14 protein-coding genes are annotated in these 13,126 nt (G+C 41.3%); 9 read left to right on the forward strand and 5 right to left on the reverse strand.

What is annotated here, in order from left to right; translation table 11 throughout:
* Positions 1-152 precede the first annotated feature (152 nt).
* A complete protein-coding gene (locus KS242_RS02225) occupies positions 153-1,025 on the forward strand; it encodes a glycosyltransferase family 8 protein (RefSeq protein WP_217322823.1) in 873 nt (290 codons plus the stop codon).
* Between the two features lie 270 nt (positions 1,026-1,295).
* A complete protein-coding gene (locus KS242_RS02230; protein ID WP_217322824.1) occupies positions 1,296-1,838 on the forward strand; it encodes a transcription repressor NadR in 543 nt (180 codons plus the stop codon).
* Positions 1,839-1,841: 3 nt separating this feature from the next.
* Here the strand turns inward: KS242_RS02230 and KS242_RS02235 are convergent, their stop codons facing one another.
* Genes KS242_RS02235 through KS242_RS02245 form a run of 3 tightly spaced genes read right to left on the reverse strand, consistent with a single transcriptional unit; the run spans position 1,842 to position 3,821 of the window.
* Positions 1,842-2,684 (reverse strand): SDR family oxidoreductase, encoded by an 843-nt coding sequence (locus tag KS242_RS02235; RefSeq protein ID WP_217322825.1) that lies wholly within the window; start codon positions 2,682-2,684, stop codon positions 1,842-1,844.
* 19 nt (positions 2,685-2,703) lie between these two features.
* Positions 2,704-3,318 (reverse strand): flavin reductase family protein, encoded by a 615-nt coding sequence (locus KS242_RS02240; RefSeq protein WP_217322826.1) that lies wholly within the window; start codon positions 3,316-3,318, stop codon positions 2,704-2,706.
* 59 nt (positions 3,319-3,377) lie between these two features.
* Positions 3,378-3,821 (reverse strand): YueI family protein, encoded by a 444-nt coding sequence (locus KS242_RS02245; RefSeq protein WP_217322827.1) that lies wholly within the window; start codon positions 3,819-3,821, stop codon positions 3,378-3,380.
* 82 nt (positions 3,822-3,903) lie between these two features.
* Between KS242_RS02245 and KS242_RS02250 the strand changes: the two genes are divergently transcribed.
* The 3 genes from KS242_RS02250 (at position 3,904) to KS242_RS02260 (ending at position 6,630) form a co-directional block, all read left to right on the forward strand.
* Entirely contained in the window at positions 3,904-4,923 is a 1,020-nt protein-coding gene (locus KS242_RS02250; protein ID WP_217322828.1) for a LytTR family transcriptional regulator DNA-binding domain-containing protein, read from the forward strand.
* 154 nt (positions 4,924-5,077) lie between these two features.
* Positions 5,078-5,923, forward strand: coding sequence for an ABC transporter ATP-binding protein (locus KS242_RS02255; protein WP_217322829.1), 846 nt, complete (start codon positions 5,078-5,080; stop codon positions 5,921-5,923).
* The gene (locus tag KS242_RS02260; protein WP_217322830.1) at positions 5,920-6,630 is read left to right on the forward strand and encodes an ABC transporter permease; all 711 of its coding nucleotides are present in this window, start codon (positions 5,920-5,922) and stop codon (positions 6,628-6,630) included. Before KS242_RS02255 ends, KS242_RS02260 begins: the two co-directional genes overlap by 4 nt.
* Before the next feature lie 30 nt (positions 6,631-6,660).
* Here the strand turns inward: KS242_RS02260 and KS242_RS02265 are convergent, their stop codons facing one another.
* Complete coding sequence (locus KS242_RS02265) at positions 6,661-8,004, reverse strand: sugar porter family MFS transporter (RefSeq protein WP_217322831.1); 1,344 nt, start codon at positions 8,002-8,004, stop codon at positions 6,661-6,663.
* A gap of 193 nt (positions 8,005-8,197) precedes the next feature.
* On the opposite strand from KS242_RS02265, the gene KS242_RS02270 reads away from it, so the two are divergent.
* From KS242_RS02270 to KS242_RS02285, 4 genes are all read left to right on the forward strand, one after another.
* On the forward strand, positions 8,198-9,082 hold the full coding sequence (locus KS242_RS02270) for a Cof-type HAD-IIB family hydrolase (RefSeq protein ID WP_217324032.1): 885 nt from the start codon (positions 8,198-8,200) through the stop codon (positions 9,080-9,082).
* 128 nt (positions 9,083-9,210) lie between these two features.
* A complete protein-coding gene (locus tag KS242_RS02275) occupies positions 9,211-10,926 on the forward strand; it encodes an ABC transporter ATP-binding protein (RefSeq protein WP_217322832.1) in 1,716 nt (571 codons plus the stop codon).
* A gap of 241 nt (positions 10,927-11,167) precedes the next feature.
* Positions 11,168-11,767, forward strand: coding sequence for a nitroreductase family protein (locus tag KS242_RS02280; RefSeq protein WP_217322833.1), 600 nt, complete (start codon positions 11,168-11,170; stop codon positions 11,765-11,767).
* A 158-nt stretch (positions 11,768-11,925) separates the two neighbouring features.
* Positions 11,926-12,075: a hypothetical protein gene (locus KS242_RS02285; RefSeq protein WP_217322834.1), complete on the forward strand. Its 150-nt coding sequence runs from the start codon at positions 11,926-11,928 to the stop codon at positions 12,073-12,075.
* A gap of 40 nt (positions 12,076-12,115) precedes the next feature.
* Here the strand turns inward: KS242_RS02285 and KS242_RS02290 are convergent, their stop codons facing one another.
* Positions 12,116-13,081, reverse strand: a complete 966-nt coding sequence (locus KS242_RS02290; RefSeq protein WP_217322835.1) for an AEC family transporter — start codon at positions 13,079-13,081, stop codon at positions 12,116-12,118.
* Positions 13,082-13,126 lie beyond the last annotated feature (45 nt).

The following is a 13,126-nucleotide window of genomic DNA, read 5'->3' on the forward strand; positions in this document are numbered from 1 at the left end:
GTGTGATAGCTCTTTTTAACTAGAATAATTGTCATAATAATCGGAAAACTAGTCCGAGAAACTGGTTCATGATTCTCATTTTCCGCTTCATTGGTTTTCTATATGGGAAGGCGGGGTAAAGAAACGTACGATTATAAAGGAGGGTGAACGTCTTGCATCACAAAGATACGATTCATATTGTTTCTAGTGCGGATGATAATTACGCGCATCACTTAGGTGTGATGCTGACATCATTGCTTTCGAATGTTAAGAAGAACAGACGCGTCATGTTATACGTAATCGATGGCGGCATTACAAAAACAAATAAACGAATGCTGATGAAGACAACGATGCAATTCGGTACGCCAATTCGCTTCCTCTCTGTAAATACGGACTCATATAAAAATGCCACGGAAAGCAGGTATATCAATAAAACAGCTTATTATCGCATATCTATTCCTGAAGTGATAACAGATCCAAACGTGGAACGAGTTATCTACATCGACTGTGATACATTAGTATTGACCGATGTCTCGGAGCTGCAGGAACTGAACTTGGACGGGAAAATGCTTGCAGCTGTCGAGGATGCTGGGCAGCTGCAGCGTTTGGAGAAGATGAATATTACGAACGAAGGCAGATACTTCAATTCTGGTATGATGGTGATTGATATGGAGAATTGGCGTAATCATTCTATTTCGGATAAAGTACTGCGGTTTATTAATGAAAACAATGATCCCGATTATCTGTACTTACATGACCAAGATGCACTGAATGCAATTCTATGGGATAAGTGGAAGCCAATCCATCCAAGATGGAACGCGCAATCGTTTATCATTTTGAAAACGAAAACACCAAAAGACCTTGCAGAGCGTAAACGTCACAAAGAAGCGCGGCAATCACCTGCAATTGTCCATTTCACTGGTGCGAACAAACCGTGGAACTCGGATGTCGGACATCCGTACGCACCGTTATATTTTAAGTTTCTGCAGCAAACAGCTTGGAAAACTTTGCCCGGAAAGAAAGCACAGGAAGTATACGCTGACTGAAGGAAGCCGAGAACTAACTGTTTGAATTATATAGAATCCAAACAATACTACTGTAATTAATAACAGTAGTATTGTTTGGATTTTTTTACGTTTGAAACTGAGGTGAAAGCATTGCTTCGGAAATATACTTTGCTTTCCTACAGGCGGAGGTGTAAGAGAAAAGGGATGAAAGTATTAATCGTTCGCTTTAAAGATGGAATAATTTTGTTTTGTCCCAGGTACTTTTTTAAATTTGTTATAATACAGGAAACAGGTAAAAGGACGGTTTTCATGGGTGAAGAAAAGAAGAAGCTATTAGGTAAAGCGAGGCGGAGTTGGCTGCTGGAGAAGCTGCAAGCAGCAGAAGGTCCTTTAAAGGGCAGTGTATTGGCAAAAGAAGCAAACGTCAGCAGGCAGGTGATTGTTGGGGATGTAACACTGCTAAAAGCGGAACAGCACCCGATCATTGCCACCAGCGAAGGATATTTGCTGCATCAACAGTCAGGTCAGGCAGCTGAAAAGATTGTTGTTTGTCAGCATCTGCCGGAAAGAACAGAAGAAGAATTACAGCTGCTCGTCGACTTGGGGGTTACCGTGAAGGATGTACGAGTGGAGCATCCGGTTTATGGATTGATGACCGCTTCTATTATGGTCTCCAATCGCAGAGAAGTGAAACAGTTTATCAGCAGAATTTCTCAAGGTAAAGCAGGCTATTTGTCAGAGCTGACAGGTGGTATTCATCTTCATACGTTAGCGGCTGAAGATGAGGATGTTCTGGAGGAAGCAGTCGTGGCACTAACTGATCATGGCTTCCTTTTGAAAGAATGGGATTGACCGTCACACGGTCAATCCCACTTTTCGTTCACTAATGGCCCAAAACTTCTTAGCCAATTCGGCATCATCTGCTTGTCCTTTTACTTCTTGAATTCTTCTTTTATAAAAGTAACCGCCTGACACATATTTTACTTCTGGACTCTCCGCTAAATATAATGCCGTATCTGCACCTTCTGCAGGCGTTTGGAAGAAAGGCCGAAGCAGCTGATGAACCCTTCTGCCAAATCCGGTTTGTCTGTCTACTCCGAGACTTGTACTTACCGCACCGGGGTGAACAGCATTTACCGTTGCATTGGAATGATGGAGACGCAGAGACAATTCCTTGGTAAATAATAAATTGGCAAGTTTACTATGTCCGTAGTTTTGCCACGGTGTAAATGATGCGGATTCCCCTACTTCATCCAAGCTGATTTTACCGATTTTATAAGCGCCGGAAGAAAGAACAATGATGCGTCCTTGGGAAGCTGCCTTGATTGGCTCTAACAGCAAATTAGTTAACAGAAAATGTCCGAGATGATTGACGCCCATCATCATTTCCAAGCCATCCTCAGTATATTGCTTTTTCGTTGTGACAACACCGGCGTTGTTAAGTAGAACGTCGATGACAGGGTGGTTAGATTTCAGTACCTCTGCACATGTATGAATACTCGAAAATGAAGCCAAGTCGCATGCGTAAAGGTGTATGTCTGCTGAGCCGCTTTGCTGTTTGGCTTGCTCGAGTGCATGTTGTCCGCGTTCTTCAGAGCGGCAGAGCATACAAACGGTGTGTCCTTTTCTGGCTAAGGCTACTGTTGCTGCAAAACCCATACCTGCATTCGCTCCTGTAATGACAACGGTTTTCTGCATGGTTACACCACTTTCCTGCTTATTTAGGGCGCTTCAATGTGAATAACTCACCCAGCTTGCTGTAATCATTGCCTGCTAATCGGCTGGTTGGCTGAATAGATTGAGCATCAAGATAGCCTGTTTCCTTGTCATAAACATCGGGAGAAAGATGGTATCCAACTACTTTAGCGAGCAAGAGGTCTGCGGTTGTCTGGCCATCTTCCTTTTTAATTTCAATATGGTCATACAAAGTGCATTCCATTCGAATGGATGCTTCTGCTATGCCAGGAACCGAGATATACGTACTTGGTGCTAACGTGAAAGAAGTGAGCTCTAGTTCACTTTCCTCTTCTGATAAAGTGGCTGCCGTCTTATTCATTTCCTCAACGATAGCCTCTGAAGTGATATGCACTACTAACTCGCCGGTAGCAATAGCATGACGAGCAGTGTCTTTTTGTTTCGTACCATTTCTCTGGACGGATATGCTGACTAATGGTGGATCCGCACTAACAACAGAGAAATAGCTGAACGGTGCGGCATTAATGACCTTATCTGACATAGTAGTGACGAAAGCGATTGGTCTTGGAATGATACTGCCTGATAGTATTTTATAATGTGTCTTTGCTGGAAGATTGTTTGCGTCTAAGGTATACATGTTTACAGCTCCTTTTAGTCAGGGTAGCATAGAAATCTTACAAGCCCTTAACAGGTTTATTACCGTTTAAAGATATTCTTAAGCATAGAAGTGAAGGACTGCTCCTTCTCTTCTGCTTGTTCAGCTATGGTCGATTCCTCCTCATGCAGATAGATATCATCTTTATGTATTGCATGATCAACATGCAATACGAGTGCTAAATCTGCATCAACATCTTGATTAGTCACTGACGTATAAGCGATGTTATAGTCAGCTGCTGCTTTTTTATATGGTTTAAAAAATCGTGTGCTTACTTCTCCGGACAATCGCAAGGATGCATCTGGGTATTGCTTCATCGCATCTGTTAACTGATTAATGCCTTTTTGCTGCACAACTTCTCCTTCTGTTAGGGCAAAAATGGTCCGTTCCCGCAAGGTGCCAAGGAACTCCTTTCTCTCACCGGCTTTCGTTTCTTTCACACCATATATTCCTTCATTTAAATAATCATCAATATCTTTTTTCAAAGTTCTTCATCTCCGTTTTCGGTATTTCCAATTCATGGAGTTAGCTTTACAATAAAAGTAAGACAGGAGGACGACAACGTACATGACAACAACATTGAAATTCGATAATCTTAGCAAAACTTCTCACAATACCACCTTGCTGCCTCCAATAGATATGGAGCTTGAAGCTGGTGAATGCTATGTCATCCGCTGTAATAAAGTCATTGGGAGCATGCTGCTTCAAATAATTGCCAAACAAGAAAATCCATCTACGGGTAGTGTACTACTATTTGATGAAAATATCGAAAAACTAAAATCTGTTCATGATCGAATTGGTTTTTTGTATTTGGATGATGCACCCTACACACGAATGCGCGTAAAGGAATACTTGGCTTTCTTTCGTAAGCTTTACAGCAGTACAGTTGATCTTCATGATGTTATGCAGCAAGTTGGCCTGCGGGATGTGCAAAATGTACGAATTAGCAAATTGACATTTTCGCAAGAGCGCAGACTGCAGATTGGCAGATTAATACTGCAGGACCAGCCAATATTGATAATGGAAGAGCCAGAACAAAATGTCGACCTTGAGACCAGCTTGATTATTCACCGGTTAATTGAGGAGCTGAAAAAGAAGGAGAAAACAATTCTCCTTACTACAATAGACTTGGAGAATGCTTTAGCACTTACGAAAAACGTCTATTCTTTGACAGATAAAGCTTGTAAACAAATTGTTGTAGAAGAGGAAGCGGATGAGCTCACGGAAAGTGAAGTAGATGTTCAGCCAGTTAAGCTGGAGAAAATTCCAGCAAAGATTGACGATAAGATCATTCTTTTTAATCCATTTGATATTAACTTTATCGAAAGCAGTGAGGGCGTAGCACAGCTGCATCTTCAAGATGGAGTTTATCCTTGTACATATACACTTCAAGAATTAGAGAGCCGTTTACGAGCTTTTGGTTTTTTCCGCTGCCACCGTTCGTACTTGGTTAATCTGCAGCAGGTGAAGGAAGTCGTGACCTGGACAAGAAATAGTTATAGTTTAATTTTAGATGATCACACACGCAGCTCTGTTCCGTTGTCGAAGAGCCGCTTCGAAGAATTAAAGGGAATGCTCGGCTTGTGATGTGCTCCATTGGGAAGGAAATCTGCAGTATTCAGCCCTTTGTTTGCTCCATTCAGCTTTTTTAGGTGCTGTTAAGCCTGATTTTAAAGCTTTTTTCAGTAAAAGCCGGTAACCTGTGATTATCAACCGTTACGAACGGAAAGGAGCAGCATGTATGGATTACGCATTACAAGTGAAGAACTTATCTAAGGTATTCGGACAGCAGCAAGCACTTCAGCAAGTTACATTCCATGTAAAAAAGGGAGAGATCTTCGGTTTTCTGGGACCGAGCGGATCGGGGAAGACGACGACTGTTAAAATCCTGACTGGTCAACTTTTACCGACTGCTGGCGACGTTACTATACTTGGAAAAAACGCATCGAAAATGAATGGTGCAGATTTAGGACGTATTGGTATTTTGACAGATAACAGCGGATTGTATGAAAGAATGACCATTAAAGATAATTTGGAATTTTATGCAAAGTTGTATAATGCCCCAGCTGGTCGCGTGGAAGAAGTTTTACAGTTAGTCGGTCTGGCAGAAGAGAAGAAGAAGCCGGTGAAAAAGCTGTCTAAAGGTATGAAGCAGCGTGTACTGCTCGCCCGCGCCGTGCTTCATAAACCAGACGTGTTATTTTTAGATGAACCAACATCCGCATTAGATCCGGGAAATGTCCTGAAGATGCACGATTTGCTGCGTGATTTGAATCGTCAAGGAACGACGATTTTCTTGACTACACACAACATGGAAGAAGCTGCTCAGCTTTGTGATCGGGTTGCCTTCCTTCATGAAGGACAGATACGCGAGATGGATGCCCCGAAGCTATTGCAGCGAAAATATGCTAAGAACACCATTCATTTAGAACTGAAAAATGGAAACAATGAGACCATCCCAAATGATGCAGCTGGTGCAGAACAACTATATCAGTACATGCAGGCAGAGGAGATTCTTGCTGTGCATTCAGATCAGCCAACGTTAGGAGATATATTTATTGAAGTGACAGGGAGGAAATTGGCATGAATACAGCGCGTTTATCAGCAATAATCGTAAAAGAATATCATGATTTAAAAGCAAATGTCCAAGTTTTAATGATGGTTATACTCCCTGCATTCATGGCAGTCTTATACAGCCGAATGGGCAGTGGTGACGGGGGATTGTTTAGTTTTGTTTTTGTCTCTTTATTCTCTCTTGTCTTCGTTACCATGTATGTTCAGTCTATGCTCATTTCAGAGGAGAAAGAAAAAAATACGTTACAGTCTCTGCTTATGTCACCGGCAAATACAACAGAAATACTAATCGGGAAAAGCATTATGACAACAGTAATAACAATCGTGTCCTTATTTATTTCTTGGTTGATTATGGATATTGAGATTTCAAATATAGGCATACTGCTGATTGTTCTGCTTTTATCAACCGTATTGTTCCTATGTATTGGAACAGTAGTTGGTCTAGTCAGTAAGAATTTGATTCAGACTGGTGTATATATTATGCCATTTATGTTTTTGTTCGGTTTTGCTCCAATGATTCAAATGTATTTTGAAGATGGAGTTGTTGGTAATATTATCAGTTATTCGCCAAGTGTCTATATTATGGATATATCGGTGAGTGCGCTTGAAGGGCAAAGTTTCTCTTCTTACCAAACAGACTTGTTGTGGTTAACGGGCTGGACCATTGTCGGAGTTCTTGCCGCATACGTACTTCTTAAAAAGAAAAATCTCTCCAGCTAAAAAAGCCGCCCATACCGGGAGGCTTTTCATTTAACCTATGCTGCGTTTGCGCAAATCATCTTCAATTTGTTCCAAGCTCTTTCCGCGTGTTTCTGTTGTAAAGAATTTCACGAATAGGAAGGCCAGGATACCGATAACGGCGAAGATATAGAACAGGTAGCTGATACCAATTGCTTCTAACAAGATCGGGAATAACAGAGATACAATCAAGTTGGCACCGTGTAAAGCGAATGTTGCAGCGCCTGTTCCGATTCCGCGTACTTTCGTTGGAAATAGCTCAGGAAGCATGATCCACACGACAGGTCCCCATGTTGTTGAAAAGGCAACAATGAATAGGCCTAAACAGATAATAATGGCCCACGTCGCAACGATAGAGTCTGGAGCCAGCAAATTAATAGTGGAGAGTGCGATTAAGCTGACCACCATTCCGATATTACCTGCCATCAATAGTGTTTTGCGATTTACTTTATCAACTATCTTAATAGCGATAAGTGTCATCAATACGTTAACTGTACCAATACCGACAGTGCCGAGTATCGCAGCTGAGTTACCAAAGCCAGCACTTGTGAAAGTACTTGGAGCATAGTAAATAATCGTGTTGATTCCTATAAACTGCTGAAGGAAGGCAAGACCTAAACCTGCGATTAATGCTGGTCTGACCCAGCTGGAGAATAATTCCTTGATACCGCCTTCATCTTCTTTTTCAGCTTTTTGAATTTCAGAGATTTCATCTTCAATGGAAGCATTCTCTCCGCGGACTCTTTTTAAAATGCTCCGTGCCTTGTCTTCTTTTCCTGCTGTAAGAAGCCAGCGCGGGCTTTCAGGCATGAAGAACATACCGATTATCAAGATTACTGCAGGAATGACAGCTAGACCTAGCATCCAGCGCCATGCGCCTGCATCTGAAAATGCATAATTTACTAAGTAAGATGATAAGATACCAATTGTAATTAGTAACTGATTCAAGGAAGCGAGTGAGCCGCGTTTCTCTTTTGGAGCGAGCTCGGATAAATATAAAGGTACAATTGTCGTCGAAGCACCGACAGCTAGACCAAGAATGACTCGAGCAATTACCATTGTAGTGACATTCACTGCCACAGCTGCACCTAATGCACCGATAAAGAACAAAATGCCGGCTGCAATAATTGTTTTCTTACGCCCAATTTTATCTGTCACTCGTCCAGTAATGGCCGCGCTAATGATGGCGCCGACTAATAGAGAACTTACAATAAGACCTTCTGTAAAGGAGTTTAATCCGAGGTCTTCATCAATGTAAAGTAAAGCACCAGAGATGACCCCAGTATCATATCCATACAGCAAGCCGCCGAGGGCGCCAAAGAAATACAGCAAGCTATTGGATTGTTTTTTCTGCATATTGCCTACCTCCTATAAATCTTTAAATTTCGTACTGCGTTATGTAAGCCTTTTCCTCGTACTGTAAAAATTGAAACATTTCAATCAGCTTGTGATTGAAAAGTCCCACAATAAACCATTATAATTTAATGGTGACAGTGTTGGCTACATAAAAAAATTATTATTATTAGGAGGATTTTGCTTGTCTAAAAAGATGATTGCAATTGACCTGGATGGAACATTACTAAATACGGAAAGTCAAATCCCCGAAGAAAATAAAGCAGCAATTAAACGTGCACTAGAAGCAGATATGCTGGTAGCTATTAGCACTGGTCGTGCTACCTTCGATGTAAAATCACTTGTAGGTGACGATCTGGATATACCGATTATCGCTTCTAATGGTGGTACAGTTCATGACTATGGATATGAATTGCTTAATAAGGTTACCTTTGAAAAGGAGCTGGCAAAAGAGATTGCAGCTTCTCTTATTGAGCAGGATGTGTATTTCGAAGTCTATACCGAAACAGAGCTGCTTTCTCCTTATAATGGAGAAGAAAAGCTTAAAGCAGAATTGGATAAAGTGAGTTCCGCTAACCCGGACGAAAGCATGGAGCAGCTTTGGATTGGTGCCATGTCTCAGTTCAAGCAATCCGGAATTCGTTTTGTGCCGAATATAGAACATATATTTACAGAAGAGAGTACTATTTTCAAAATTCTTTGCTTCAGCTTTGACCTGGACAACTTGGCGAGGGCCTATAAAACCGTCAATCAGGATAATCGAATTGCAGTAACTTCCTCTGGTGAACATATAATTGAGATTTTGCCTAAGAAGTCGGGTAAAGGGTATGCCGTTTCCATGCTGGCTGAAAAATACAAAATCAGCAAGGAAGATGTGTATGCAGTGGGGGACAGCCCGAACGATATCAGCATGTTTGAAGTCGCCGGAAATGGTGTGGCGATGGAAAATGCGATGACAGAGCTGATGGAGATTGCAACGCATGTAACAAAGTCAAATGACGAATTAGGTGTGGCTTACTTCTTGGACAAGCTCATTGCTGGTGAGCAGGACGAACTGCGGCGTGTAGAAGAAGGTGTGTGAGCAGAGCCCGATGCATCTGGCATCGGGTTTTTCTTTTGTCTGTATTTTTAAATAAATAGTGCGTAACTTGTCTGTTAAATGTAGAATAGAGAGTGATAATCATTCTCAAAGAAAGAAGTGTTGCTGGCTTGTTAAAGGACTTTTTTGCTTTTTATAAACCGTATAAACGGCTGTTCATGCTGGATTTTGGGAGTGCTGTATTTGTTGCACTGTTAGAACTAGCTTTCCCAATCGGAGTCAATATGATGGTGGACCGATTGCTTCCGACTGAAAACTGGAATTGGATTGTCACAGCTTGTATTTTGTTGTTCATCGTCTATGGGTTAAGTACAGTTACGCAGTATATTGTCACTTACTGGGGTCATAAACTAGGAATAAATATTGAACGTGATATGCGTAAGCAATTATTTGAGCATATGCAAAAGCTTAGTTTTCGTTTCTTCGATAATACGAAGGTGGGCAATCTGATTTCTCGACTGACAAACGATTTGTTCATGATCGGAGAAATGGCCCATCATGGACCGGAAGATATATTCATTGCACTGATGACTATTGCAGGCGCCTTGGTTATTATGTTCTTCATCAATTGGCCGCTGGCACTTATGACGATGCTCGTCGTTCCAATTTTGTTCTGGATCGTTCTTTACTGCAATAAGAAAATGACAGAAGCATCGAGAAGGATGAATGAAGACACGGCAGACTTTAGCGCTCGCATTGAAAATACTGTCGGCGGAATTCGGGTTGTACAAGCGTTTACGAATGAGAAGCATGAAGAAGACCGATTTAAGGTCAATAATGAACGTTACCGACTGACAAAATTGCTGTCTTATAAAATTATGGCACTTAATTTATCTGTTACTTACATGCTAATGCGATTCATTGCTGTGTTTCAGCTTGTTGCCGGGGCTTGGTTCATCATTCAGGATAAAATGTCGTACGGTGATTTGGTGGCTTTTATTCTACTGACGAACGTATTCTTCCAGCCGATTCAAAAGATCGGTGCCATCATTGAGCTTTATCCAAAAGGGATTGCCGGTTTTCAGCGTTATATGGATATCATGCGGCTTGAACCGGATGTTAAGGATAATCCGAACGCCAAGGAAGTTGGCTCGCTATCTGGTCATATTCGTTACGACAGCGTTTCTTTTGGTTATAAGCAGGAGAGTATGATACTGAAAGATATCAGCTTTTCCATTAACGCTGGAGAGACCGTTGCTTTTGTCGGTCCATCCGGTGCGGGGAAATCAACCATCTGCAGCTTGCTGCCGCGCTTTTATGAGATCAATGACGGGAACATAACAATTGATAATGTACCAATCAAGGATATGACATTATCATCCTTGCGAAGTCAAATTGGTATTGTGCAGCAGGATGTGTATTTATTCGGAGGAACAATTCGTGAAAATATCGCTTATGGAAAGCTGGATGCCACAGATGAAGAAATTGAGGATGCTGTAAGAAGAGCGCAGCTGACTGATTTTCTAGCTGAATTACCAGATGGATTGGATACTGTGATTGGGGAGCGCGGCGTGATGATCTCCGGTGGTCAGAAACAGCGTATCTCCATTGCACGAGTGTTCCTTAAGAATCCGCCAATCCTCATACTCGATGAAGCAACATCTGCTTTGGATACCGAAACAGAAATCAAAATTCAAGAAGCACTTGAAGAGTTGTCAGAAGGAAGAACGACACTGGTTATCGCGCATCGACTAGCGACAATTAAGCACGCAGATAAAATTATTATGGTAACAAAACAAGGCATTACAGAAGAAGGAAAGCATCGTGATTTGCTGGATCATGATGGTGCGTATCGTCGGTTATATGATGCGCAATTTGCACATTAACATGGTAGAGTTCCAAGGTAGTAAGTGTGGTCTCTTTGGTTGCATGTTGAGCTAGGTGTAGGTATACGTATACGTTTGTAAGAGAAAGGGCGTTGCATGCAGCGTCCCTTTTATTTGACGAAATCTTGTACTTGCGATAAATTATTTACATAAAGTAACCCTATTATTAAAGGTAACTAATGAGTTTCCTGTTATTTGGGTAATCTACATATGGTTAATATTTATATTTGGAGGAATAAACATGACACAAGATTTTTTCAAAGCACTGGAAAACAGAAGATCTATCTATAGTTTGGCAAAAGAATCTCCTGTATCAGATGAGCGAATTCAGGAAATCGTAGAGTTTGCTGTGACGTACACGCCATCTGCTTTTAATTCGCAAAGCACACGTGTGATTGTTCTACTTGGCGACAAGCACGATCGCTTCTGGGATATTACAGAGGATCAGCTTCGAGCAGTTGTTCCGGCAGATAACTTTGCACCTACGGAAGAGAAGATTGCGTCTTTCCGGAATGGCTACGGAACAGTGTTATTCTTCGAGGATGAGACAGTTGTAAAAGGTTTACAAGAACAATTTGCTCTTTATGCGGATAACTTCCCAATCTGGTCTGAACAAACGTCTGGTATGCACCAGCTTGTTGTGTGGACTGCTTTGGAAATGGAAGGCCTTGGTGCAAGCTTGCAGCATTATAACCCACTGGTTGATGAAGCAATTCAAAAGGAATGGGACATCCCAACAAACTGGAAGCTTCGTGGACAAATGCCTTTCGGTAAACCAACAATGCCAGCAGGAGATAAAGAATTCAAACCGCTGGAAGAGCGTGTGAAAGTAATTAAATAGTGAAAATAGTCATTGTCTTTATGTGGACAATGACTATTTTTATATATATAATTATTAGAAAATTCTGTTACAAAAACATTACATAAGTTTCTTTTCCGTATGAGCGGGTATACAGTACTTACCAACACATATTAACTAAAAGAAAGGAAGGAAACAAAGTGAGTGTAAATCCATTTACGAAGAACTTGCAGCATGCGGGTGATTTATCGGACGATGAGCGTACGGAGATTCTGTCAACGTTGGAACGATACATGGATTACTTGCGAGACGAAATGTCGAAACCAAATGACCTTCCTACTGCCAAATAGAAAAAAGGAGTATCCCTGCACAAGGGGTACTCCTTTTGTTTTACATGATTGCTGTAATTAAGAATGGCAAGGTGATAATAGACAGGATTGCACTGATTACGAAAGCTGAAGCAACCTCTGTTTCCAAGCTCTTGAAGCGAATTGCAATCATTGTAGCAACTGCAGAACCTGGGAATGATACAAGTAATACTGCTTGTACGAAATCATTGTGTGTCAAACCAAGTGCATATGCAATACCAACCATTGCAAGCGGCTGAACGATCGCTTTCAAGATCGCAATGGAGAATGCAGACAAGCTAAGCTTAATTTTGTTAATACCGATTGTTACACCAACTGCGAATAGTGCTACACCAGACACAACGTCACCGATTTGATCGAGTGATTTTTCTCCTAGTTCCGGAAGATGGAAATTGAAGACAAGTACAAGAATTAGACCGATAATTGGAACGCAGGCAAGTGGTTCAGTAAGACCATGAAGTATGGACTTGCCTGTAACTTTTAGTAAGCTTTCTTTGTTCTCACTTGACTGAGAACTCTTGTTACGTGTCCCTACTGTACCGAAGATAGTAGACATTGGATCTAATACTGCATTTACAATGATACCCATTAAGGCGATTGGAATCGCGATGGCATCTGCACCGAAGATACTGCCCATAACTGGAATACCCATAAAGGCGAATGTCGGCTGTGTTGAGTTCAAGGAGAACATCGTTGACTGTACGAAATCATATCTAGAAGTCCATTTAGTTACAAGAAGTACAACGATGAAGAATCCGATAACACCTATCAGCAATGCTCCAAGGAACGGAGCTTTGTCAAAGATTGTTTGACGGGATGTTGTTGTAATACCGACGAATAAATGTGCTGGCAATGCAATTTTTGTTACGAGTGTGTTAATACCTTTAGATGTTTCTTTATTAAATATGCCACGATTTCCGGCAATGAATCCAAGTAGGATTACAAAGAAAATCGGAACTAGAATGATGAAAATCTCACCAAAACTCATGTTATTTCCACTCCCTCAGTAGTTATATTGCTCAAATTGTCAAAA

Source organism: Terribacillus sp. DMT04, assembly GCF_019056395.1.
In the GTDB taxonomy this organism is placed as follows: Bacteria; Bacillota; Bacilli; order Bacillales; family Amphibacillaceae; genus Terribacillus; species Terribacillus aidingensis_A.